The following is a 24,778-nucleotide window of genomic DNA, read 5'->3' on the forward strand; positions in this document are numbered from 1 at the left end:
GATGCCTCTCCTACGAAATGCCGAGCTGGCTGTCGATGAGGTCGAAGATCTCGTCGTCGTCGGCGGCCACGAGCAGGGCCTCGACGTCCACGGAGGGCGGGGGCGCCGCCGGTTCGGGTTCGGGTTCCGGCGCGGGTGGCGCGGGGGGTGCGACGAGCGTGCCGAGGTGGTCGGCCAGGGCGGTCGGGGTGGGGTGGTCGAGGACGACGGTGCTCGGGAGGCGCAGTCCGGTGGCCGTGCCGAGGCGGTTGCGCAGTTCGATGACTCCGAGGGAGTCGAACCCGCTCTCCATGAAGCCGGTCCCGGGCCGTACGGCGGTGGCGTCGGCGTGCCCCAGGACGGCCGCGGCGGTGCCGCGCACGAGGGCGAGCAGCCTGCGCCGGCGGTCGGCCTCGGGGGCTTCCGCCAGTTCGCGCCGCAGCGTGCCCGACGGGTCCGGAGTCGCACCGGGTGGCCGTACGGCGGGCCGCGTCCGCTCCGCGAGATCGCGCAGCACGCCGGTCGGCCGGTCGCGATCGCCCTCGGCCGGTCCGGTGTCGATCTCGGCGGCGACCAGCATCGCGTACGGCGTGCCGAGTGCGGTGTCGAACAGGGTGAGGGCGGTGTCGTTCGTCATCGGTGCCAGGCCGGTGCGGGCGAGCCGGTCCGTCTCGGCGGAACCGAGTCCGGCCGCCATGCCGCCCGCCTCCGCCCAGTGGCCCCACGCCAGTGACACGGCGGGCAGTCCGCGCACCCGGCGGTGCTGGGCGAGGGCGTCCAACTGGGCGTTGGCGGCGGCGTAGTTGGCCTGTCCGGCGTTGCCGAGGACGCCGACGGCCGAGGAGAACAGCACGAACGCGGACAGGTCGAGGTGGGCGGTGGCCCGGTGCAGGTGCCGTGCGCCGTCCGCCTTGGGGCGGGCTACGGCGGTCAGCCGTTCCGGGGTGAGCGAGGTCAGGACGGTGTCGTCCAGGACGCCTGCCGTGTGCACGACGGCGGTCAGTGGACGGTCGGTCGGCACGCCGGAGACCAACGCGTCGACCGCGTGCGCATCGCCCACGTCGCAGGCGAGGATCGTCACCTCGGCACCCAACTCCGCGAGTTCGGCATGGAGTTCGGGGGCGCCGGGCGCACTCCGCCCCTGCCTCCCGGTGAGGAGCAGGTGCCGTACGCCGTGGTGGGTGACCAGGCGGCGGGCGACGAGCGAGCCGAGGGCGCCGGTGCCGCCCGTGATCAGGACGGTTCCGGCCGGGTCCAGGGGCGGCGGGGGCGAGGTGAGAACGAGCTTGCCGGTGTGCCGGGCCTGTCCGAGCCGCCGTAGCGCCTGCGGGGCCCGGCGGACGTCCTGCGCCCTGAACCGCAGTGGTTCCAGGGCCCCTTCGGCGAAGAGCCGGAACAACTCGGCGAGGATCTCCCCGATCCGGTCCGGCGACACGTCGAAGAGGTCGAAGTCGAGATAGGCGGCACCGTCGTACTCGGCGGCCACGGCCGCGGCGTCCCGCCAGTCGGTCTTGCCCATCTCCACGAACCGGCCCTCGGGCGCCAGCAGCCGCAGCGAGGCGTCGGTGAACTCCCGTGCCAGGGAATTCAGTACGACGTCGACGCCCCGCCCGTCCGGGGTACCGCGCCGGAAGGCGTCCTCGAAGTCGAGTGTGCGGCTCGACGCGATGCGGTCGTCGGGCAGCCCGAGGTCACGCAGGGTGTCCCACTTGCCGGGGTGCGCGGTGGCGTACACCTCGGCACCCCGGTGCCGGGCCAACCGGACGGCGGCCTGACCGACGCCACCGGCCGCAGAGTGGATCAACACGCGTTCCCCCGGCTGGAGTTCGGCGAGGTCGAAGAGGCCGTGGTAGGCGGTGAGGAACACCACGGGCACCCCGGCCGCACGGGCGAAGCTCCAGCCGTCGGGGATGCGGACGAGGAGCCGGTGGTCGGTGACGGCGACCGGTCCCAGGGTGCCCTGCACCAGTCCGGTCACCCGGTCACCGGGCACGAGGCCGGTGACGCCGGGCCCGGTCTCCAGGACCACGCCCGCCCCCTCGGCCCCGATACGGGCCTCGCCGGGATACACGCCGAGCGCGATGAGCACGTCACGGAAGTTGAGCCCGGTGGCCCGCAGCGCGATCCTGACCTGGCCCGGCGCGAGGGGTGCCGCCGCCTCGGGCGCGGGCAGCAGCGCGAGTCCGTCGAGACTCCCCCGCGGCTCGGCGTCCAACCGCCACGCACCGGCGGAGTCCGCCGGCGGGGCGAGCAGGTCCGGGTCGGCGCCCCGGGTCAGCCGTGGAACCAGCAGTTCCGTTCCGCGTACGGCGACTTGCGCCTCATCCGCGCCGAGCAGCGCGGCCAGTTCAGCGAACGGGATACCGGTCGCCGAGTCCGTCACGAGGTCGACCAGGGCGAACCGACCGGGATGTTCGGCCTGCGCGGACCGCACCAGTCCCCAGACCGCGGCGGCGGACGGATCGGGAACGTCCTCGCCGGGGTGGGTGGCGACCGCGTCCCGGGTCACCAGCACGAGCGGGGTGTCCTCGGTGTCCGGGAGGGCGAGCCAGCGCTGGAGCAGGTCGAGCACGGCGGCGGCGTCGGGAGCGGCGGCCAGCGTGAGCGGGACGAGGGGGCGGGGCAGGGCGGCGGGGTCGTCATAAGCCTCGACGGGATGACCGGCGGCCTCGGCCAGCACGGTCCGCAGAGGGTCGCCATCCGCGCCGAGGAAGGACCAACTTGCTGGCCCCGCACCACCGTTGGGCGCATTGGCCGGCGTCACCGGTCCGGCGGGGACTGCGTGGGCGCCGGCGGGATGTCCGACGGCCTCCGCCGGGGTCCACTCCAGCCGGTACGCCGTGGCGGTGTCCCGCCGGGGCGCGGCCCGCAAGGTCAGCGCCGCCACGTCCGCGACCAACTCGCCGCTCGTGTCGGTGAGTTGCAGGGTCACCTTGTCGACGCCCGTGGGCCGGACCCGTACCCGCAGGGCCGACGCGCCCGGCCGGTACAGGTGGACGCCCTCCCAGGCGAACGGCAGTCGCAGGCGGGTGGATCCGGGGACCAGGGCGACGACGGCGTGGAGCGCTGCATCGAGCAGGGCGGGATGCAGGGCGTGCCCCGCGGGAGTCTCGGGGGCCGGGCCGACCTCGGCGTACACCTCGTCGCCGAGCCGCCAGGCAGCGGTCAACAGCCGGAAAGCCGGGCCGTATTGGTAGCCGTCGTCCGCGAGACGGCCGTAGACGTCGGTGAGATCGACGGGTTCGGCACCCACCGGCGGCCAGGCGGTGTCCGCCCCTCCCGACCGGTCCTGGGCCTCGGCGGTGAAGCCGGTGGCGTGGCGTGTCCACGGGGCGTCGGCGTGTTCCGCGCGGGAGTGCACGGTGAGGGGGCGGCGGCCGGTGTCATCGGCCGCGCCCAGGGCGAGTTGGAGGCGGACCGCGCTGTCGGCGGGCAGTTCGAGCGGGGTTTCCAGCGTCAGTTCCTCGACCCGGCCGCCGCTCGCGTGCAGGGCGAGGTCCGCGAAGGCCGCGCCCGGCAGGACGACCCGGCCGGCGATGGTGTGGTCGGCGAGCCAGGGATGGCTGCGCAGCGAGATCCGCCCGGTGTACAACGTGCCCGCGTCGTCGGGGAGTTCGACGCTCGCGCCCAGCAGGGGGTGATCCGCGGGGTCGAAGCCGGCCTCGGTCGTGGCGGTGCCGGAGGGGACCTCCAGCCAGTGCCGCCTGCGTCGGAAGGGGTAGGTGGGCAGGTCCACGGCGCGCACGGTCCGCCTGTCGAACGCTGCCCGCCAGTCGACCTCGGTGCCGTGGACGTGGAGTCGGGCGAGCGCCTCGGTGAAGGTCCGCGTCTCCTCGCGGCCCGGGCGGAGGGCGGCGACCGCGGTGGTGGCCGCGGCGGGTTCGTCGTCGTCCGGGCCCGCTTCGGCGAGGGATTCGACGAGCGAGGTGAGGACGGCGTCCGGGCCCAGTTCGAGGAAGGCCGACACCCCGAGGTCGCGCAGGGCGCCGAGCCCGTCGTGGAACCGTACGGCCTCCCTGATGTGCCGCACCCAGTAGCCGGGGTCGGTCAACTCCCCTGCCGCCACCGGCCGTCCGGTGAGGTTCGAGACCACGGGCACGACCGGCTCGGCGAGTTCCACGCTCGCCGCGACCTCGCGGAAGTCCTCCAGCGCCGCGTCCATGTGCGCGGAGTGGAAAGCGTGACTGACCGTCAGCAGCTTTGTCCTGCGGCCCTTTTCGCGCCACAGGGCGGCGATTCGGCGTACGTGGTCCGCGTCGCCGGAGACGACCACGGACGCGGGCCCGTTGACCGCGGCGATGCTCACCCGGCCGTCGGCCGCGGCGAGCAGCGATGCGGCTTCGGCCTCCGTGGCCTGGAGCGCGGCCATCGCGCCGCCCTCCGGAAGAGCCTGCATCAGGCGGCCTCGCGCGGCCACCAGGCGGACCGCGTCCGGCAGCGGGAGGACCCCGGCGAGGTGGGCGGCGGTCAGTTCGCCGATCGAGTGGCCGATAAACGCGTCGGCGCGGACGCCGAACGACTCGGCCAGCCGGTACAGGGCGACGCCGAGGGCGAACAGGGCGGGCTGGGTGTAGGCGGTGGTGTCGAGCAACGCCGCGTCCGCGCTGCCCGGTTCGGCGAACAGGACGTCGAGCAGCGGGGTGTCGAGTTCCGCGTCGAAGAGCGCCGTCGTCTCGTCGAGGGCAGCGGCGAACACCGGGTGGGTGGCGTACAACGCCCGTCCCGCGCCCGGGCGTTGGCTGCCCTGCCCGGGGAACAGCACCGCCGTACGGACTTCGCGGCCGGCGGCCGGTCCGTGCACCAGTCCGGGCGCGTCCGTGCCCTCGGCGAGGGCCCGTAGTGCGGCGGTCCGCGCGGCGCGGGTGTCGCCGAGGACCACGGCGCGGTGATCGTGCAACGACCGGGTGGCCGTCAGCGACCAGCCGACGTCAGCGTCGCGCCCGTCAAGAGACTCCAGGCGGGCGAGGAGGCGGTCCGCCTGGGCGCGGAGGGCATCGTCGTCGCGGGCGGACAGGATCCACGGCCCGGGGACGGCGGCGGAGGCCACGACGGTGCCGTCCTCCTCGGTGGGCGGCGCCGCCTCCAGGATCAGGTGGGCGTTGGTGCCGCTGATGCCGAACGAGGACACGCCGGCCCGGCGGGGGCGGTCCTCGACGGTGACCGGCCAGGGAGTCGTTGCGGTCAGGAGGGAGACCGTGCCGGCCGACCAGTCGACGTGCGGGGTGGGGCGGTCCACGTGCAGCGTGCCGGGCAACTCGCCCTGTTCCAGGGCCTGTACCAGCTTGATGACGCCGGTGACGCCCGCGGCGGCCTGGGTGTGTCCGATGTTGGACTTCGCCGAGCCGACGAGCAGTGGGCGTCCCGCGTCCCGGTCCTTTCCGTACACGGCGATCAGGGCCTGTGCCTCGATGGGGTCGCCGAGTGCCGTGCCCGTGCCGTGCGCCTCGACGGCGTCCACGTCGTCCGGCCGCAGCCCGGCGGAGGCCAGGGCCTGGCGGATCACCCGTTCCTGGGAGGGGCCGTTGGGCGCGGTCAGTCCGTTGGAGGCGCCGTCCTGGTTGACGGCGGACGCCCGGACCAGGGCGAGCACCCGGTGGCCGTGGCGACGCGCGTCGGAGAGACGCTCCAGCAGGACCAGTCCGACGCCCTCGGCCCAGGCGGTGCCGTCGGCCGCCGCCGCGAAGGGTTTGCAGCGCCCGTCGGGCGCCAGTCCCCGCTGGCGGCTGAACTCGGTGAACATGCCCGGCCCCGACATGACGGTGGCGCCACCGGCCAGCGCGAGGTCGGTCTCCCCCGACCGCAGCGACTGCGCGGCCAGGTGCAGGGCGACCAGGGACGAGGAGCAGGCGGTGTCCACGGTGATCGCGGGGCCCTCCAGTCCCAGCGTGTAGGCGAGGCGGCCCGAGGCGACGCTGGTCAGGGTTCCGGTGAGGGCGTGGCCCTGATATCCCTCGGGGGTCTCGTGCAGCCGGGGGCCGTAGTCCTGCGGCATGACGCCGACGAACACGCCGGTGCGCGTGCCGCGCAGGGCGGCGGGGACGATCCCGGCGCGTTCGAGCAGTTCCCAGGAGGACTCCAGGAGGAGCCGCTGCTGCGGGTCCATGGCGGCGGACTCGCGCGGGCCCAGCCCGAAGAACGCCCCGTCGAACCGGTCCGCGTCGTGCAGGAACCCGCCCTGCCGGGTGTACGAGGTGCCGTGGCGCAGGCCGTCCGGATCGTAGAGGGCGTCCAGGTCCCAGCCCCGGTTGTCCGGGAAGTCCCCTACGGCGTCCCGCCCGCCCCGCAGCAGCTCCCACAACTCCTCGGGGGTGTCCGCGCCACCGGGCCAGCGACCGGCGAGGGAGACGATCGCGATCGGATCGTCGTCGGCGGCACGTGCCGCTTCCCGTACGGGCTCTGCGGCGGTCTCGCCCGACCCCGCCAGCAGGTTTCGTACGTGGTCGGCGACCGCGCGGGCGGTGGGGCGGTCGTAGGTGAGGGTGGACGGGAGATCCAGTCCCGTCGCCGCGGCGAGCCGGTCGCGGAACTCGACGGCCGAGACGGAGTCGAAGCCCAGCTCCCGGAAGGTGAGGTCGGGGTCGACGGCTTCGGGGGACGGCTGTCCGAGGACGAGGGCCGCGCCCGAGCGGACGACCCGCAGCAGATCCGTGGCGGCGGGGACGGCCGCCCGGTCGGCCGACTGCCGGTGCACGGGCTCGGCCGGAGAAAGCACGGGAGACGTCCCGGTGGGCGTCCAGATCGGGGCGTCGGGGCCCGGCAGCCCGTCGAGCCAGATCCGGCGGCGCTGGAAGGCGTACGTGGGCAACGGGACCCGGCGGGCCTCGGGACCGTAGACCTGAGTCCGGCTCAACTCGCCGCCGCGCGCGTGCAGTTCGGCGAGGGAGGTGAGGAAGCGGCGCGGACCCCCGTCGTCGCGGCGCAGGGTGCCGGTGACGGCCGTGCCCGGCAGGTCGGCGAGGCCCACGGTGAGTACGGGGTGCGGGCTGACCTCGACGAAGGCGCGGTGCCCCGCGGCGTGCGCGGCTTCCACGGTCTGCCGGAAACGGACGGTGGAGCGGAGGTTGCGGTACCAGTAGGCGGCGTCGAGCGCGGTGCCGTCGAGGAGACCGCCGGTCACGGTCGAGTAGAAGGCGATCCGTGCCGGTCGGGGCCGGACGGACGCGAGGAGGGCGGGCAGGCTGTCGCGCAGCGGCTCGACGTGGGGCGAGTGGGAGGCGTAGTCGACCGGTACGACCTTGGCCCGGACCCCGTCCGCGGTGTACGCGGCGACGAGGGCTTCCACGGCCGTACGGTCGCCGGAGACGACGGTGCTCGACGGGCCGTTGACGGCGGCCACGCTCAACTCGCCGCCGGAGCCGACGAGTCGGCCGCGTACGTCGGCCTCCGGCAGCGGGACCGAGGCCATGGCGCCGTCGGCGCCCGACGCGGCGAGTTCGGTGATGGCGCGGGCGCGCAGGGCGACCAGTGCGGCGGCGTCCTCCAGGGTCAGTGCTCCGGCGACGTGTGCGGCGGCGATCTCTCCCTGGGAGTGTCCGATCACCGCGTCCGGGTGCACGCCTCGGGACTGCCAGAGGGCGGCCAGGGACACCATCACGGCGAAGAGGGCGGGCTGGACCACGTCGGCGCGTTCCAGTGACGGGGCGTCGTCCGTGCCGCGCAGCAGGTCGTGCAGGGACCAGTCGGTGTGCGGGGCGAGGGCCGTGGCGACCGCGTCGATCGAGGCGGCGAAGTCCGGTTCCGTGTCGAGGAGTTCGCGGGCCATGGCGGGCCACTGCGAACCCTGTCCGGGGAAGACGAAGACCGTGCCGCCGGGCTCACCGGCCCGTCCGGTGACGAGTCCGGCCGCCTGTTCACCGGACTCCAGGGCGGCGAGTCCGGCGAGCAGTTCGTCGCGGTCGCCGCCGGTCACCACCGCGCGGTGGGCGAAGGCGGTGCGGGTGGTGGCGAGTGTGAAGCCGATGTCGCGCGGTGCGAGGTCCGGCCGTCGTACGACATGGGCGCGCAGTCGCGCGGCCTGGGCCCGCAGGGCCTGCGGGGTGTGCGCGGACAGGGGCCACGCCCAGGGGCCCTCGCGGTGGGACGCGGTGTCCTGTCCTACGGACGCTCGCTCGGGAGCCCCGCCCACCACGACGTGGGCGTTGGTGCCGCCCACTCCGAACGAGCTGACCCCGGCGAGCAGTTGACGTTCGGGGCGGGGCCACGGACCGGACTCGGTGCGGACCCGCAGCCGGAGGCTGTCGAAGGGGATGTCGGGGTTGGGGGTGGCGAAGTTGAGACCGGCGGGGAGGCGGCCGTGGCGGACGCTGAGCACGGTCTTGAGCAGACCGACGATGCCGGAGGCCCCTTCGAGGTGGCCGACGTTGGTCTTCGCCGAGCCGACGAGCAGCGGGGCGTCGGCGGGCCGGCCGGCGGCGAAGACCTCGCCGAGGGCGGCGGCCTCGACCGGGTCGCCGACGCGGGTGCCGGTGCCGTGCAGTTCGACGTACTGCACGTCGGCGCCGTCGACTCCGGAGCGGTGCAGCGCGGCCCGGATCACCTGCGCCTGGGTGGCGGCGCCCGGCACGGTCAGTCCCGGCGTGGCGCCGTCGCTGCCGACGGCGCTGCCCAGCAGGACGGCGTGCACCCGGTCGCCGTCGGCGAGGGCGCGGGCGAGCGGCTTGAGGACGAGCAGCACGGCGCCCTCGCCGCGGGCGTAGCCGTTGGCGCGGGCGTCGAAGGTGAAGCAGGTGTTGTCGGGGGACAGCGCGCCGAAGCGGTCCACGACGAGGGTGCTGTCCGGGGCGAGGTTCAGGTTGACCCCGGCGGCCAGCGCCAGTTCGGACTCGCCGGTGCGCAGGCTCTCCAGGGCCAGGTGGACGGCGACGAGCGAGGAGGACTGTGCGGAGTCCACCGAGAGGCTCGGGCCGCGCAGGTCGAGGGCGTAGGAGACGCGGTTGGCGATGACGCCCCGGCTCAGGCCGGTCAGGGTGTGCCGGGTGATCGCGTCGGGGCCGTGCCGGTGGACCAGCCCCGCGTAGTCGGCGGCGATCGCTCCGACGAACACGCCGGTGCGGGACGCGGCGAGGTCGGCGGGGAGGATTCCCGCGTCCTCCAGGGCCTCCCAGGCGAGTTCCAGGACAAGGCGCTGCTGCGGGTCGGCGGCGGCCGCCTCGGCCGGGGACATCCCGAAGAATTCCGGATCGAATCGGTCGACGTCCTGAAGGAATGCGCCGGGCCGGACATTCGCGTCTGCCGCCGAGTCCGCGGTATCCGCTACGTCCGCCGTATTCGCGGTATTCGCCGATGCGCGGAAGCGGCCGGGCGGCGGATTCCCGACCGCGCTCACGCCGTCGTCGAGAAGCCGCCAGAAGGCGTCCGGGTCGGGAGCGCCGGGGAGCCGGCAGGCGATCCCGACTACGGCCGTGGCTTCGTTCTCCGTGGCGGCCGTGGCTTCTTTCTCCGGTGCAGACATGCTGATCAGCATGGTGTCCGCGAGGGTGTGAACGACCCCTAGCGGCCCCCTGCCGACCCCCTAGCGGGAAACCCCTAGTGGCGGTGAACGCCGCTCAACCGGCCAACCCGCGGCGGATTTCCAGCAAATGGGAGAGTTCCATTCTGCGGCGCACCCCGAGTTTCCGGTAGACCTTCGTCAAATGCTGTTCCACCGTGCTGACCGTGATGAAGAGCTTCTGTCCGATCTCGCGGTTGGTCAGCCCGCAGGCCGCCAGTTCGGCCACCCGCCGTTCGGCTTCGCTGAGTTCGTCGTCGCCGGGCTGCGCCGGGGCGGTGCCCGACACGCGGGAGAGATGACGGGCCCGGCGGTCGGCGGTCCGCGCCTGGGCGGGGTCGCCGAGCGCGCCGTGTGCGGCGCTCAACTCGGCGAGCGCGGCGGAGAGTTCGAACTGGTCGCCGGAGATCTCCAGGGCCTGCACCGCTCGTTCCAGCAACGGGGTGCGTTCGGCCGACTCGGCCGCGGCGGCGCGGGTGCGCAGCGCCATGCCCAGGATGCGGGGCCGGCCGGGACCGAGGTCCCTGAGCTGACGGTCCGTCAGGGCCCGGGCGGCGGCGGGGCGTCCGAGGGCGAGCTGGGCGCGGGCGGCACCGATGCGCCAGGGGACGAGGGCGGGCAGGTGGTCCAGGCCCCAGCGGGCCATCGTCGCTCCGCACTCCTGGTAGTCGACGAGGGCCGACTCGGCGTCGCCGACCGCGAGGTGGTGGCCGGCCCGGGCGTACCGGTAGTGCAGTCCCGCGGGGGTGCGGAGCATCGCCCCCGGCACGGGCATGGCCAGGTACCGGGCGGCGTCCTCGTGCCGGTCCAGCGCGGTCCGGGCGGCGATCATGGTGGACAGGGGGAAGCCCACGCCGACGCCCCAGCGGTCCGGATCGATCTGCTGGAAAGCCGCGCGGGCGTATTCCTCGGCGGTGCGCACATCGCCCTGTCGCAGGGCGGCTTCGGCGGTCAGCGCCGCCAGCAGGGCGTCATGGGTCGCGTCGTGTCCGTGGCCGGGCCGGTTGGTGACGGCCGCGCACCATCGTGCGGCGCGGTCCGCCTGGTCGGCGTAGAGGAGCGCGGTGAGCGCCGCCGTCAGGGAACGGACCGGAGTCTCACCGAGCCGGCTCTCGCGCAGGACCTGCTCCGCCTGTGTCACGGCGTCCTGCGCGGGCAGCCCTCCGAGCAGTGCCGTGAGCACCCGCATGCCGTCCGGGAGCGCGGCGCGCGTGCCGCCGCCGGGAGGTTCGTCGCCCGTACTGCCGCACTCCGCGTCGGGTCCGGTGCCGGTCGGCGGGAGGAGCGTGGGGTACCAGTAGCGGATCCAGTCGTGCAGCCGTGACCGGGCGGCGAGGTCCCCCGGGTGGTGGGCCTCGTAGCGCCGCAGGGCGACGAACCCCTCGTCCACCTGACCGTGCCAGAACAGGTGCCGCAGGCTCGTGCGCTGTCGGCGGGGAGAGGGAGCGGCGGCATCGGGACCCGCCTCGGGGAGCCAGGGCACGCACTGGATCACGACGTCCGGGGTCCGAGAGGGGTCCGGTGCCCCCAATTCCTCAGCGGGCACGGGGACTTGAGGCACTTGGGGTACTTGGGGGTTCGCTACGGACGTCGGTGCCCCGTCGGTCGCCCATGGTGCCCGCACCTGCCCCTCGGCCGCGCGCACCTGTTCGGCGATGTGGTCCGCGCTCGCGCCCGCGGTCCGCAGCAGGTCGGCCGCACGGCGGTGGAGCGCCGCGAGTTCGGCGGGCCGCATCGCCGCCAGCAGGTCGCCCGCTCCGCTCGGGTGGCGGAAGGAGCCGTCACGGAACAGGCCCGCCGCGTGCAGCAGGTAGAGGGCGCGCGGGGGTGAGTCGTTGGACAGCAGGAGGAGTTCGGCGAGCAGCGCCGGATCGGCGGGGCGGCCGAGCGCGGCGACGCCTCGGGCCACGCGCAGCGCGAAGGCGTCGATGCGGTGCAGGCAGTGCATGACCCCGCGCCGGTAGTTCTCCCCCACGACCAGGTCCGCACGGTCCGAACCGGCTTCCTGGTCGTCGACGACGGCCCTGACGAGGAGGGGGCTTCCACCGGTGAGTTCGTGCGCCTCGCCCGTGTGCCGGCGGGCGGCCTCCTCCCCCAGCCGGGCGCGCATCAGGTCGGCGATCACGTCGGGACCGAAGAGGCTGAGCCGGATGCGCTCGTGATGCGGCTGGCCGGCCAGGTCGACGTCGAAGAAGGGTTCCTGCGGCGTCATGTTCTCCCGCGAGCAGAGCACTGTCAGGACGCGGGCGTTGCGGATGCGGCGGGCCAGGTAGAGCAGGAACTCCAGCGACTGGATGTCGGCGTCCTGCCGGTCGTCGACGGCCAGGAGCAGGGGCGTCTCCCGGGCGAAGTCCAGCAGGAGCGTGCTCAGACCGTGCAGCACCTGAGGCGTGGGCCTCACCCGGGAGCCGCCCTCGCCGCCCTCGGGCGAGGACCAGTGCGGGGTTGGCCCCGCGGCCACCCCGTTCTCGATGAGCCGGGCCGCCTCGGAGACGATCTCGGGTGCCAGGTGCGGGCTCTGGAAGAGCTGGCGGACGATGCCGAGCGGGAAGTCCCGCTCCAGCGGGGAGCCCGCCGCCATCAGTACCTGAGCGCCGTCGGCATCGGCGAACTCGCTGAAGGCGTCGAGGAGTTCGGTACGTCCGACGCCCACGGGACCGTGCAGGGTGACCACGCCGCCCCGGCCGCTGCGGCAGAGTTCCCACGCCGAGCGGAGCCGGCCGATCTCAAACTGGCGTCCCGGTATCGAGAAGGACGGGACGGTGCGCATCTGCTGCGCCGGGGAAATGAACATGCGCTCTCCTGGGACACCGGCGCATGAACGGGAGGCGCGCCGCTGCGCTCCCCATCGTGCGAGGCCTGGAACGAGGTACGAAGCGCGTCACGTCGAACGAACCACGACGTGCGCGGAGATGGGGCGCCGGACCGGGCTTGTCCCGTCCGGTCACATCCCGGGAGTCACCGACAGAGAGAACTCGCCCGGCGCCGGAGGTCGATGTCCAACCTGGCAACCAGTCCGAGCTGTGCGGCACCGATGTGCACGCGCTGCATGACCGTCCCCATCCCCAGACCAGTCCTACGAAGAGGCGCCCCTCCGTCTCGGAGAAGCACGGCCGGTCACTGTTGGGTGGCCGACAATCGCTGCGTTCAGGAGTTTACGAACCTGCCTTTCCGCGCGTCAACGTCCGCTCGGCATACGGACATTGGCAAACCCCAGAGCGTGGCAGGTTCCGGATCGGGCACGTGCGCCCGACCGTCTCCGCCGCTGTCGGGTGCTCAGCGTTCCTGCGGGCTGCGGTCGTCGTGGTGGTGGTCGTCCCGGGAAGTCGTCGCGGTCGAGCACGCGAGGGTCGTCGTACGAGGTGGGGTCGCCGGCCGGCGCAGCCGCGACAGCGCCAGAGCCACGGCGAGCAGGCCCGCGCAGACGCAGGAGGCCAGCGCGTAGGCGGTCCTCGGTGAGCCGCCGGCCGCGTGCAGATAGACCGCCGACACGGCGCTGAGGCAGACGGCCGCGGCGATGCGCTGGGCCATCTGCAGGATGCCGCCGCCCACTCCGGCGGCCTCCGCCGGGGCGTGCTGGAGGACCTGGGTCTGGTTGGGCGAGACGGCGAGCCCGCCGGCCGCACCGGACAGCAGTTGCGTCGCGGCGAGCGCCGGCGGCAGCCCCGCGTCCGGCACGTGGAGCGCGGCCACCGCTCCGGCCAGGGCCGCGCAGATGCCCAGGGTCAGGCCGACGCTCACCGTGCGCGGTCCGATCCGCCGGACCAGGCGCCAGGCGAGCGCGGAGGAGACGCCCATCGCGAGCGCCGACGGGAGCGCGATCGCCGCCGTGAGCAGGGCGGAAAGACCCAGCCCGTCCTGGAGGAAGACGGTGAGCACGAGGGACGCGGCGAGCGAGGACCCGAACTGGGCCATGGCGACCGCCGTGCCCAGCATGTACGGCTTCGACGATCTCAGCGCCGGGTGGACCAGCGGTGCCCGGCCCCGGCGCGCCCGCACGCGCTGCTGCACGGTGAAGGCGCCGGCCAGGGCGCACACTCCGGCCGCCCACAGGAGTGCCTCTCCCCCGCTGTCCGGTGTGCGGATGAACGGCACCATGAGGGTGAGCGTGCAGCCGCAGGCCAGGGCGAGGCCGAGGGGGTCGAGCCGGGAGTCGCGGGCGGTGCGCCGGGGCGGCGGCAGCCAGCGGGCCGCGAGGACGAGGGTGATCACCGCGCACGGCGCGCTCAGCAGGAGGCAGTACCGCCAGCCGACCCCGGGCCCGAGCCCGGCGACGAGCGCACCGCCGAGCGGCGGCCCGAGGGCGGTGGCGACACCGGCCGTCACCGCGTACAGGCCCAGCGCACGGCCCCGGTCCAGGCCGTGGAAGACATCCTGGACGGTGCCGATCACCTGGGAGTTGACGAGCCCCGCCGCGGCTCCCTGCACCAGCCGCGCGCCGATCACGGTCCCCGGCCCGCCGCCGGTCGCGGCCACCGCCCCCGCCAGGAGGAAGACGGCCATGCCGACGAGGAAGAGCCGCTTGCGTCCGTGCAGGTCGCCGAGGCTGCCCCCGGGGACGAGGGCGAGCCCGAAGGCCAGTGAGTAACCGGCCACGATCCACTGCACGTCCGCCGCGCCGGCCCCGAGCGAGTGCCGCATGCTCGGGATGGCGATGTTCAGAACTGCCTGGTCCAGCAGGGTGGTTGCCCCCGCCGCCATGCACACCAGCAGGACGCGCCGGGTGGCGCGGTCGTCTCCGGGGAGCATTCAGGCGTGCCGGAGCGGTTGGTCGAGCAGCACCTTGCTCTCCGCCGGGGTCACGCCGGTCGGGTGGTCGAAGGGCGGTCCTGCCCTGAGGACTTCGAGGGGGGCGACGGTGGTCATGACGTTCTCCTCCTGGTACGGCGGGTGCGGCCGCTCCCGGTTCAGGACCGGACGGTCGAGGCGTCGCGGGCCGGCAGTTCGAGGCCGAGGTTCTCGCGCAGGGTGAGGCCGGTGTAGTCGGCGGCGACGATCTTCCGCTTGCGCAGTTCGTGCAGCAGGCCGTTGACGACGAAGTCGTGCCCGCGCGGATCGGCGAGGCCGCTCAGGGAGATCACGTCCAGCACGCCCGCCCTGAACCGTTCCTCGACCGCGTCGGCGAGTTGTTCGGGGGTGCCCGCGGCGGCCCAGTGCCCGGTGTCCTGGGCCGCGACGATGAGTTCCCGCAGGGTGTGGCCCTGGCGCGCGTAGCCGGTGAAGAGGTCGACCCGGCCGCGGCGGCGGTTCACCGACGTGACGTCGGGCAGCAGACTCTCCGGCAGCGTCGAGTCGAGGGGGATCTCGGAGAGGTCGACTCCGCCGCCGAGCATGTCGGCCACCCGGGCCCGGCCGCCTTCGAAGTCGATCGACTCCCGCTTCTCGCGGACGAGTCGCCGCGCCTCCTCCTCGGTGGCGCCGAAGGTGGCGTGGAACGAGCTGAAGATCAGCGGCAGACCGTCTGCCCTTCCCAACTGCCCTGCCTGGGCACGGATCTTCCGGGTGAAGTCCACCGCGTGGTCGAGGGTCGGCAGCGAGGTGAAGACGATCTCGGCGTAGCGGGCGCCCAGTGCCGTGCCCGCTTCGGACTGCCCGGCCTGGATCTGCACCGGGCGGCGCTGCGGCAGCGGCGGGATGTTGAGCGGGCCCGCCACGTCGAAGAACGTCCCGGAGTGGTGGATCGGGTGGACCCGGTCCCGGTGCAGCACCGCGTGGCCGTCCGCACCGACGGTCAGCGCACCGGGCTCCCAGCTGTCCCACAGCGCGTTGACCACCTCCAGCGTCTCGGCGGCGCGTGCGTAGCGCTCCTCGGGGCTGGGCAGGTCGCCGGGGCCGAAGTTCTCCTCGCCGATCGAGGAGGTCACCAGGTTCCAGGCGGCCCGCCCGTTGCTGACGTGGTCGAGGGTGCCGAACAGCCGGGCCAGGTTGAACGGGTGGTGGAAGGTCGTGGAGACCGTGGCGATCAGGCCGATCCGCGAGGTCACCTGGCTCAGGGCGGACACGAAGACCAGCGGCTCCTGCGAGCCGATCGCGCCCTGGGCGTCGAAGCTGAGGAGATCGGCGGTGAACAGTGCGTCGATCCTCGCCGCCTCGGCGAGCTTCGCGACCCGGACAGCGGTGTCCAGCGTGGACCGCGTGGGGTCGACGGCCAGGTCGTAGGTCTCCGAGGTGCCGCCGGCTCCGGTGACGGTTTTCAGCGTCCGGGGCTGCTTCGCGCTCATGACTCGTCCGTTCTCGTCTCACCGGTGCCGGTGTCGTCGCGGCCGGTGGCGTGGTGGGGTGACGGAGTTCCCCGGGTGCGGGCCGACGCCCGGACACGCGAGGTCGAAACCGGTCAGGCGCGAGGGAGGCGCGGGCCTGCCGGGAGAGAGCCGGTCGGACCGGTCAGCGACAGAGCGCGGTGTGGGTCCGGCACAGGTCGACGTGCCGACGTTTCGTGCGGACCGGGAGCAGAGCCGCGGTGCGGACCGGACCGAGGGACGGTGTCCTCACGGTGACTCCCCTCCGTCCTGGCGTCGGCAGCCTACGGCGCCTCGGCGCAGGGGCGCTCCGGGCTCGCGTCCGGCGCCCGCCGGGCACGGGCATGATCTCCCGTCGCCGCCCGGCGATGCAAGCCCGCCTGTGTGCGGACCTTCGGCGGCGGCCGTGTCAGGAACCGGCGGGGGCATCGCTCAAGGAGGCGTCCAGGCCGATGAGTTGGCCGACCAGGACACCGAACCGTACGTCGAGCCGGTCGGCCAGGCGGTCCCGTACCTCCGTCAACCCGCGGATACGGGCGTCGAGTTCGGCCAGTCGCCGGATCGCCACCTGAGGGACGACGCACGTCGCCGCGTAGGGCCCCGTGTGGACCGCCGGCACCTCCGGGCGGCCGGGCAGCGCGTCGAGGATGTCGATGAGGAGCCGCACGTCGCCGATGGTGAGGCCGGAGTCCAACAGCTCGCGGACGGCGTGGAGTCGGCGTACGTCCTCCTCCTCGTACTCCCGCTGTCCCGACGCCGTACGCCGTGCCGTGATCAGTCCGCGCTGCTCGTAGTAGCGCAGGGTTCGGGTGGTGACACCCACGGCCGCCGCCGCGTCGCCGATGCGCATTCCGTCCTCCGGGAGTCGGGTGGCCGACGACTACAACTCCACGACCACGGTGCCGATGTGGTGTCCTTCGAGCAGTTCCATCAGGGCGCGGGGTGCCTGGTCGATTCCGGACAGGCGGGTGTGCGGGACGGTGACCGAGCCCTCGCGGAGCCAACGGCCGAACGTCTCCTCGTATTCCGTCAGCGCGTCCCGGTGGCGCGCGCCGCTGATGCCGCGGAGCTGGATCCCGCGCACGATCAGCGAGTAGGTGTCGATCTCGACGGGCGCCGTGTTCTCGCCCGGGACCTGTGCGGAGAGCGCTCCGATCAGCCCCACCCGGGCACCGGGCCGGGCCAGGGCGAGCGCGGCCCGCAGCTGCTCACCGCCGACGTTGTCCACGACCGCGTCGATGCCGTCCGGGGCCGCCTTGCGCAGCTGGTCCTCGATGGGTTCGGCTCCGCGCAGCACGACCGCGTCGAAGCCCAGCGTCTCGACCAGGTAGTCGGCCTTGCGCTGCGAGCTGGTGCTGCCGATGACCCGGCCGGCTCCGCGCATCCGGGCGAACTGCCCGGCCAGGGTGCCGAGTCCGCCTGCCGCGCCGGAGACGAACACCGTGTCCCCGTCCCGTACTTCGGCGCCCCGGACCACACCGATCCAGGCCGACGGCCCCTGCGAGAGGTACGCCACGGGGTCCGGCAGAACCGTCAGGTCGACGGCCTGCACCGCGTCGGCCTCCACCACGGCGTACTCGCGGAACCCCGCCCAGTGCGACACCAGATCACCGGGGCGCGGGGTCCCGCCCTCGGGTGCCGTGACCACCTCTCCGACGGCCGGGGCCGACAGCGGCCCGCCGACCTCGAACGACGGCAGGGGCAGCCCCGCCTCCTCCCCCATCAGGGTGCGCAGTGACGCGGCGACGCCCATCAGGCGGTTGCGGACCAGCAGTTGCCCGGGTCCCGGTTCCGGGACGGGGACCTCCGCCACGGTGAAGTGGCGTGATTCGAGGGCGCCTTGGGGACGGGAGGCGAGTCGGACCTCGCGGTGCGTGGCGGGGATGTTCGACGGAGACATCTACGGGCTCCTGACGGGTGGTCGACGGCCGCACACGGTGTGCGGCGCCCACCGACGTTAAGAGTTGACGCGCACGTCAAGGTCAAGCCGGAGCGGACCGCCCGGTCGATCTCCCCTCGTCGGCCCGGACCCGCCATTGACGTACGACGACGTCGCTCCGTACGATCGCGACCGGCATCGAGTGTCAGCGTCAAGCCCTGGCTTGCTGACCGGCAACCCTCCGACGCGGTGGGGTGCTCCAGGTGAAAGCCCGGCAGGATCACCGACGATCTCTGCAAGCGCGGGGCCCTTGGCCGGGGTCGGAGACGGGGAGGACGGTCGTGCGACACAGCAGTGACCCGAGCGTCTCCGTCGCTTCCCTGACGGCCGCGACCGTCTTCTCCCGGTTCTCCCGCCGCCGCCACATCGACCTGCAGCGCTTCACCAGCTGTCTGTGTCGCGCCTGACCGCCTTGACCACGTCCGTCTGACGTCTGTCGCGGCCCGCAGGCATGTCTCCGCAGCCTCTCGCGGTCCTGTCCGTGTTCACGGACGGCATCCGCACCCGCCGCGCCCCCTTCCCGCTTGACTCCCCCAACCGCACTGCCCGTCAACGGCGTTGAGCCGACCGGAGCGGCGCGCCCACGTGCGCGGCCGTGATCCGCGGGCACCCCATGCGTAGTGACACGAGTAGGAGCACCCTCCGTGAGAGCACATCCGGACATCCGCCCCACCCGATGGGCGACCCTGACCGCCCTTCTGACCACCAGCGTCCTGCTCACCGCCTGCGGGTCCGGCGGCAGCGGCGGTTCGGACGGCGGCAGCGGCCCGGCGAAGTCCGGTGGCACCCTGACCTTCGCGGTGGGTTCCGACGCCGGCTGCGTGGATCCGCAGCAGGTGGCCAGCAACGACACCATCTACTCGGTACGCCAGATCGTGGACTCCCTCACCGACCAGGACCCCGCGACCGGCAAGATCGTGCCCTGGCTGGCGAAGAGCTGGGACATCAGCCCCGACGCGACGACGTTCACCTTCCACCTCAGATCGGGTGTCACCTTCAGCGACGGATCGAAGCTGACCGCCCAGGTGGTCAAGGACAACTTCGACGCGGTACCGGACCTCGGCGCGCTGGGGACCCTCGCCGAGGGCTATCTGAGCGGCGTCAAGAGCACCGCCGTCGTCGACCCGCTCACCGTCAAGGTGACCTTCCAGCAGCCCAACGCCCAGTTCCTGCAAGCCACTTCGACGCACTCGCTGGGCATCGAGTCCTCCGCGAGCGTGAAGAAGTCCCCGCAGCAGAAGTGCAGCCAGGGAGTGGTCGGCTCCGGGCCCTTCGTGCTCAAGCAGTACGTGCAGAACCAGTCGGTGACGCTGGCCAGGCGGACCGGGTACGCGTGGGGCTCCTCGCTGTGGCACAAGAGCGGCGAGGCCTACCTGGACAAGGTGGTCTTCAAGGTCGTACCCGAGGCGGGGGTGCGGGCCGGCAGTCTCCAGTCGGGGCAGGTGGACGCGATCAGCAGCGTCGGCAAGGCCAACGAAGCGGCGCTGAAGGGCGGCCAGGTCGCCCTTCAGCGGCGGGCCAACCCCGGCGTGGTGTTCGGCCTGGCCTTCAACAACTCGCGTCCGGCCCTGAAGGACGCGCGGGTGCGCCAGGCCATCGGGTTCGCCATCGACCGTAAGCAGATCGCCGACACCGTGTTCCCGACCGGCACCCAGCCCGCGACCAGCGTCCTGGCGCACACCACACCCGACTACGCGAACCTCTCCGCGGATCTGACGACCGACGCGGCCAAGGCGAAGTCCCTTCTGGACGCGGCCGGTTGGAAGACCGCCGGCGACGGCATCCGGACGAAGGACGGCAAGAAGCTGAGCCTGACGGTCGACTGGGTCCCCAACGCGGCCACCAACCAGCCCACGTTGGAGCTGATCCAGCAGCAACTCAAGGCCGTCGGCGTCAACCTGACGCTCAAGCAGGTCCAGATCACCCAGCTCGCCCCGACGCTGCAGTCGGGTGACTACGACACCGCGTGGGGCAACGTGACCCGGGCCGACCCGGACATCCTGCGCAGCTCCTTCTCCACCAAGCTGGCCAACTTCTACCGCGTCCCGGTGGGCCCGCTGGACACCGCGCTGACCGGCCAGGCGGCGACGACCGACACGACGAAGCGCGGGCAACTGGTCGAGCAGGCACAGCAGTTGATCGTGCGGAACGCCTACTACGCGCCGGTGGTGGAGCTCCAGTCCCAGATCGGCGTGGCGGCCAAGGTGCACGGGCTGAACTTCGACGCCTCCAGCCGGATACAGCTGCACGACACCTGGGTCGGCTGACGCATGCGCCGCTACGTGGTCAAGCGGATCGCCCAGGCCGTCGGGGTGCTGTGGGCGGCCTACACGGTGTCCTTCCTGGTCCTCGACTTCCTGCCCGGCGATCCGGTCACGGCGATGGCCGGTGCCGGAATGGACTCCGGGCAGGTCGATCCGGCCCAACTCGCCGCGCTGCGGCACGAGTACGGCTTCGACAAGCCGATCCTGGTGCAGTACGCCGACTACCTCGGCAAGGCGGTGCGCGGGGACTTCGGCGACGCGGTCTCCACCGGCCGGCCGGTGACCTCGACACTGGCCGACGCGCTGCCCCAGACCCTGCAGCTGACCGGGGCCGCGCTGCTGCTCGCGGTGGTCCTCGGCGGCGGCCTGGCCGTGCTGGCGACCTACACCTCGCAGCGCTGGCTGCGCCAACTGCTGCTGTCGCTGCCGCCGTTGGGAGTCTCGGTACCGACGTTCTGGACCGGTCTGCTGCTCGTCGAGATGTTCTCCTTCCGGCTGCACTGGTTCCCGGCCTTCGGCAACGACGGGCTGCGGGGGCTGGTCCTGCCGGCCGTGACCCTGGCGATCCCGACCGGCGCGCAGGTGGCCCAGGTGCTGGCCAAGAGTCTCCTCACGGCGCTGGACCAGGCCTATGTGGAAACCGCCCGCGCCAAGGGCGCCGGCCGCTGGCGGGTCCATCTGCGGCACGCCCTGCGCAACGCGTCACTGCCGGCGCTGACGGTCGTGGGGCTGCTGGTCGGGCAGTTGATCGCGGGGTCGGTGGTCGTCGAGACGGTGTTCTCGCGTGACGGCCTCGGCCGGGTGACGGCCGCCGCGGTCACCGCCCAGGACATCCCGCTGGTCCAGGGGGTGGTGGTGTTCGGAGCGCTGATCTTCGTGGCGACGAACCTGGTCGTCGACCTCGTGTATCCGCTGCTGGACCCGCGGATCGTCGTGGCCTCGGGCCGGAAGGCGGGACTCGCATGAGCCAGGAACTGATCGACGACGCCACCGGCGCCGCACTCGGCCTCCCGGCCCGGCCGGTCGAACCGGGGGCCGCCCCCGAACGAGAACCTGGCGTCGACCTGCGCCGAGTCCGCCGGTTCCTGGTACGTCGCCCGGGCCTGCTGCTGTCGGTCCTGATCGTCGTCCTGGTGGTGCTGGCCTCCTTCTGGCCGGACCTGTTCACCTCGAAGGATCCGCTGCATGGGGTGCCGTCGGAGAACTTCCGCGGTCCCGGCGGCGCGCACTGGTTCGGCACCGACGAACTGGGACGCGATGTGTTCTCCCGGGTGGTCCACGGCGCCCAACTCTCCCTGAAGGCCACGCTGATCGCGGTCGCGGTCGCCTTCGTGGTGGGCAGTCTGATCGGTCTGGTCGCCGGGTTCGTCGGACGCTGGGTCGACGACGTGCTGATGCGCTTCGTCGACGTACTGCTGTCGATCCCGGCACTGTTCCTGTCCCTGGCCCTGGTCACCGCGCTGGGCTACGGCACGGTGAAGGTGGCGGTCGCGGTCGGGATCGCCAGCGTCGCGAGCTTCGCGCGGGTGACGCGGGCGGAGGTGCTGCGGGTGCGGCAGGCGGTCTTCGTCGAGGCGTCGCGCTCCTGCGGATCCCGCTGGTACTCGGTCCTGGGCCGCCATGTCCTGCCCAACGCGGCGGGCCCGGTGATCGTCCTGGCCACCCTCGACTTCGGCTCCTCCATCCTCGCCGTGTCGGCCCTGAGCTTCCTCGGCTACGGCGCCCCACCACCGGCGCCGGAGTGGGGCACGTTGATCTCCGACGGCCGCAACTACCTTGCCAACGCCTGGTGGTTGACGGCGCTGCCCGGACTGGCGATCGCCGCGACCGTGCTGGCCACCAACCGCATCGCACGCGCCCTGGACGGCGAATGGTCGCGGCAGCGATGACCGACCGCGTGACGAACGACCCCGGAACGGGTGAGGACTTGACGACAACACCGAGCACCGGACCGAACGGGCAGGGAGCCCTGGAGATACGCGGCCTGTCGGTGTCGTACCGCACCCGCGGCACCACCGTGCAGGCGGTGCGGGACGTCGACCTCGACGTGCGGCCGGGTGAAGTGACCGCCGTGGTGGGCGAGTCGGGGTCCGGCAAGAGCACCACCGCGCACGCGATCACCCGGCTCCTGGCACCGAACGCCTCCATCGACAGCGGCACGATCCGCTTCGGCCGGCACGACCTCACCACCCTGTCCGAGGCGGAGCTGCGTACCGTGCGCGGCGCACAGATCGGCCTGGTCCCCCAGGACCCGTCGGTCTCCCTCAACCCGGTCAAGCGCATCGGCGAACAGGTCGCCGAGGTCCTGCGCATCCACGGGCTGGCGACCCGCCGTTCCGCCCCGGCGGAGGCGATCGGCATCCTGGACCGGGCGGGGCTGTCCGACGCGGCCACCCGAGCCCGGCAGTACCCGCACGAACTCTCCGGAGGCATGCGGCAACGCGCCCTGATCGCCGTCGCCATCGCCGCGAACCCGAAGCTGATCATCGCCGACGAGCCGACCAGCGCGCTCGACGTCACCGTGCAGCGCGTCATCCTCGACCATCTCCAGCACCTCACCGAGGAGTTGGGCACCGCGATCCTGCTGGTGACCCATGACCTCGGCGTCGCCGCCGACCGGTCCCAGCGCCTGGTCGTGATGTCGCAGGGGCGGGTCGTGGAGGCGGGCCCGACCCGTGACATCCTCGCCGACCCTCAACACGCCTACACACAGCGGCTGTTGGCGAGCGCGCCGAGCCTGGCCACCGCCCGCGCGCACTTCCCGGCCACCGGACCCGCGGCCACCGGGGGGACTCCACTGGTCGAAGTCCGCAACGCGGTCAAGGAGTTCAGACTCCCCCGCACGGACGGCGAGTCCCGCACCCTGCGCGCGGTGGACGACGTCAGCTTCACTCTCCACCGCGGCCGGACCCTGGCGCTGGTAGGCGAGTCCGGTTCGGGGAAGTCCACCACGGCCCGGCTGGTGCTCCGCCTGACCGACACGACCGACGGACGCATCCTGTTCGACAGCGCCGACGTCACGACCGCGCGGGGCGCGCAGGCCCGCCAACTACGGCGCCGGGCCCAGCTCGTCTACCAGAACCCGTATGCCTCCCTCGACCCGCGCTTCTCCATCGGCGAGGTGATCACCGAACCACTGCGCGCGTTCAAGGTCGGCGACCGCGCCTCCCGCCTCGAACGCGCCCGCGACCTGCTCGACCGGGTCGCGCTGCCCGCCTCGACGCTGGAGCGCCGTCCGGCGGAGCTGTCGGGCGGGCAGCGCCAGCGCGTGGCGATCGCCCGCGCCCTGGCGCTCTCACCGGATCTGGTCGTCTGCGACGAGCCGGTGTCCGCGCTCGACGTCTCCGTCCAGGCCCAAGTCCTGGACCTGCTGGCCGAGTTGCAGGCCGACACGGGAGTGGCGTACCTGTTCATCTCGCACGACCTGGCCGTCGTACGGCAGATCGCGCACGAGGTGGCGGTCATGCGGGCCGGCCGCATCGTGGAAGTGGGCGCGCCCGAGGACCTCTTCACGCACCCGGAGCACGAGTACACCCGCGAGCTGCTCGCGGCGATCCCCGGCCACCGGGACGACCACGACCTGAGGACGCAAACCGCATGACCATCACCTCCCTCGCCTTCCTCACCCCGGGCAACTTCGCCGACGACGACCCCTACACCGGCCTGGAGGAGACGCTCCAACTCTTCGAGTACGGCGAGCGGTTGGGCTACGACGGCGCCTGGATCCGGCAACGCCACCTCGAACACGGCGTCGGCTCGGCCGCGGTGTTCCTCGCCGCGGCCGGACAGCGCACCGAGCGCGTCGAGTTGGGGACCGCGGTCATCCCGATCGGCTACGAGAGCCCGTTCCGCCTGGCCGAGGACCTGGCCCTGGCCGACGTACTCTCCCGCGGCCGGCTCCAGATCGGCTTCTCCACCGGCATGCCGCACGCCGACATCCTCGGCGACCTCGTGTTCGACGGCGACTGGCGCTCCTTCGACCTCTCCTACGGCCGGGTCGCCCGCGTCGTCGACAACCTGCGCGGCGACTACCTCGGCGGCACGGACACAGTGATCCAGTCGCCGGGCAACACCCAACGACCACGCCTGCAACCGCACAACCCCGGTCTGGCGGACCGTATTTGGTACGGCGGCGGCAGCCTGCGCTCGGCTCGCTGGGCCGGCGAGAACGGCCTCAACCTGCTGTCCGGCAACATCGTCACCGGCGAGGGCACCGACGACTTCACCACGGCCCAGTCGAACCTCCTCACCGAGTACCGGCGTTTCCGGTCCAGCGCCCGCGTCGCGGTGGGCCGCGTGATCGTGCCCTTCGACAGCGCGGACCGCGCCACCCGCACCCGCTACCGGGAGTACACCGCGAGCCGCCAAGCCCGCACCTTGGCTCCACAGGGACCGAGACGGACCCTCTTCGCACCCGACGTGGTCGGCACGGCGGAACAGATCCTGGACCAACTCACCGCGGACCCGGTCGTGTCGGCGGTGTCGGAGCTGCGCCTTGAACTGCCGTACGAGTTCCGCCGCGAGGAGTACGAGCAGATCCTGCACGACGTACGCCACCTGATCGCCCCCGAACTGGGCTGGCGCCCGGCGCAGTTGGAGGCGGCGCGATAAGTTCCGTACGGCTGGAGCTGCACGCCCGGGAGCCGGTGGCCGACGGTCATCGTTTCGCCGGGGGCGCTCCGAGGGTGTCCGCTCCACTCGACACCTGCACCGGCGGGAACACCCACGCGCACGGACTGGTCGGCGCCGCGCCACGACACCGAGTCGCCCTGACGACCGCGTCAGGGCGACTCCCGGACAGGGCTGGTACCGCAACGGTGCTCACGGCGCCACGTCGACCAGTGCGGACACGTGGATCCCGTGGCCGGGA

General features: G+C 73.1%; 12 protein-coding genes and 1 riboswitch. Of the genes, 6 read left to right on the top strand and 6 right to left on the bottom strand.

The features are described 5' to 3' along the window. Positions 1-10: 10 nt before the first annotated feature. The 6 genes from OG407_RS02635 to OG407_RS02660 form a co-directional block, all read right to left on the bottom strand. Entirely contained in the window at positions 11-9,430 is a 9,420-nt protein-coding gene (locus tag OG407_RS02635) for a type I polyketide synthase (protein ID WP_405854587.1), read from the bottom strand. Positions 9,431-9,524: 94 nt separating this feature from the next. Continuing rightward, complete coding sequence (locus OG407_RS02640; RefSeq protein ID WP_405854589.1) at positions 9,525-12,260, bottom strand: AAA family ATPase; 2,736 nt, start codon at positions 12,258-12,260, stop codon at positions 9,525-9,527. Between the two features lie 482 nt (positions 12,261-12,742). After that, the gene (locus tag OG407_RS02645) at positions 12,743-14,215 is read right to left on the bottom strand and encodes an MFS transporter (protein ID WP_405854591.1); all 1,473 of its coding nucleotides are present in this window, start codon (positions 14,213-14,215) and stop codon (positions 12,743-12,745) included. A gap of 158 nt (positions 14,216-14,373) precedes the next feature. Then, positions 14,374-15,687 carry an NtaA/DmoA family FMN-dependent monooxygenase gene (locus OG407_RS02650; protein ID WP_405854593.1) on the bottom strand — a complete coding sequence of 438 codons (1,314 nt, stop codon included), beginning with the start codon at positions 15,685-15,687 and terminating at the stop codon, positions 14,374-14,376. 427 nt (positions 15,688-16,114) lie between these two features. Further along, on the bottom strand, positions 16,115-16,555 hold the full coding sequence (locus OG407_RS02655) for a MerR family transcriptional regulator (RefSeq protein WP_405854595.1): 441 nt from the start codon (positions 16,553-16,555) through the stop codon (positions 16,115-16,117). Between the two features lie 30 nt (positions 16,556-16,585). After that, a complete protein-coding gene (locus OG407_RS02660) occupies positions 16,586-17,605 on the bottom strand; it encodes an MDR family NADP-dependent oxidoreductase (RefSeq protein ID WP_405854597.1) in 1,020 nt (339 codons plus the stop codon). Between the two features lie 173 nt (positions 17,606-17,778). Next, positions 17,779-17,892: riboswitch (SAM riboswitch) on the top strand. A gap of 33 nt (positions 17,893-17,925) precedes the next feature. On the opposite strand from OG407_RS02660, the gene OG407_RS02665 reads away from it, so the two are divergent. The 6 genes from OG407_RS02665 to OG407_RS02690 all read left to right on the top strand — a co-directional run bounded on the left by OG407_RS02665 (position 17,926) and on the right by OG407_RS02690 (position 24,519). Then, entirely contained in the window at positions 17,926-18,051 is a 126-nt protein-coding gene (locus OG407_RS02665) for a putative leader peptide (RefSeq protein ID WP_328685759.1), read from the top strand. A gap of 237 nt (positions 18,052-18,288) precedes the next feature. After that, complete coding sequence (locus tag OG407_RS02670; protein WP_405854599.1) at positions 18,289-19,911, top strand: ABC transporter substrate-binding protein; 1,623 nt, start codon at positions 18,289-18,291, stop codon at positions 19,909-19,911. Positions 19,912-19,914: 3 nt separating this feature from the next. Next, positions 19,915-20,874, top strand: a complete 960-nt coding sequence (locus tag OG407_RS02675) for an ABC transporter permease (protein WP_405854601.1) — start codon at positions 19,915-19,917, stop codon at positions 20,872-20,874. Next, the gene (locus tag OG407_RS02680; RefSeq protein WP_405854603.1) at positions 20,871-21,797 is read left to right on the top strand and encodes an ABC transporter permease; all 927 of its coding nucleotides are present in this window, start codon (positions 20,871-20,873) and stop codon (positions 21,795-21,797) included. The genes OG407_RS02675 and OG407_RS02680 overlap by 4 nt, the downstream gene beginning before the upstream one ends. Further along, positions 21,779-23,509, top strand: a complete 1,731-nt coding sequence (locus tag OG407_RS02685) for a dipeptide ABC transporter ATP-binding protein (protein ID WP_405854605.1) — start codon at positions 21,779-21,781, stop codon at positions 23,507-23,509. Before OG407_RS02680 ends, OG407_RS02685 begins: the two co-directional genes overlap by 19 nt. Beyond that, complete coding sequence (locus OG407_RS02690) at positions 23,506-24,519, top strand: LLM class flavin-dependent oxidoreductase (RefSeq protein ID WP_405854607.1); 1,014 nt, start codon at positions 23,506-23,508, stop codon at positions 24,517-24,519. The genes OG407_RS02685 and OG407_RS02690 overlap by 4 nt, the downstream gene beginning before the upstream one ends. Positions 24,520-24,778: the final 259 nt, after the last annotated feature.

Origin of the sequence: Streptomyces sp. NBC_01515 (genome assembly GCF_045040345.1) — a bacterium.
Classification (GTDB): domain Bacteria; phylum Actinomycetota; class Actinomycetes; order Streptomycetales; family Streptomycetaceae; genus Streptomyces.

What these genes read in the sequence shown, in the direction of transcription:
- OG407_RS02635 (WP_405854587.1), bottom strand. Translation starts at nt 9,430, where the DNA reads ATGTCTGCACCGGAGAAAGAAGCCACGGCCGCCACGGAGAACGAAGCC.
- OG407_RS02640 (WP_405854589.1), bottom strand. Translation starts at nt 12,260, where the DNA reads ATGTTCATTTCCCCGGCGCAGCAGATGCGCACCGTCCCGTCCTTCTCG.
- OG407_RS02645 (WP_405854591.1), bottom strand. Translation starts at nt 14,215, where the DNA reads ATGCTCCCCGGAGACGACCGCGCCACCCGGCGCGTCCTGCTGGTGTGC.
- OG407_RS02650 (WP_405854593.1), bottom strand. Translation starts at nt 15,687, where the DNA reads ATGAGCGCGAAGCAGCCCCGGACGCTGAAAACCGTCACCGGAGCCGGC.
- OG407_RS02655 (WP_405854595.1), bottom strand. Translation starts at nt 16,555, where the DNA reads ATGCGCATCGGCGACGCGGCGGCGGCCGTGGGTGTCACCACCCGAACC.
- OG407_RS02660 (WP_405854597.1), bottom strand. Translation starts at nt 17,605, where the DNA reads ATGTCTCCGTCGAACATCCCCGCCACGCACCGCGAGGTCCGACTCGCC.
- OG407_RS02675 (WP_405854601.1), top strand. Translation starts at nt 19,915, where the DNA reads ATGCGCCGCTACGTGGTCAAGCGGATCGCCCAGGCCGTCGGGGTGCTG.
- OG407_RS02680 (WP_405854603.1), top strand. Translation starts at nt 20,871, where the DNA reads ATGAGCCAGGAACTGATCGACGACGCCACCGGCGCCGCACTCGGCCTC.
- OG407_RS02685 (WP_405854605.1), top strand. Translation starts at nt 21,779, where the DNA reads ATGGTCGCGGCAGCGATGACCGACCGCGTGACGAACGACCCCGGAACG.
- OG407_RS02690 (WP_405854607.1), top strand. Translation starts at nt 23,506, where the DNA reads ATGACCATCACCTCCCTCGCCTTCCTCACCCCGGGCAACTTCGCCGAC.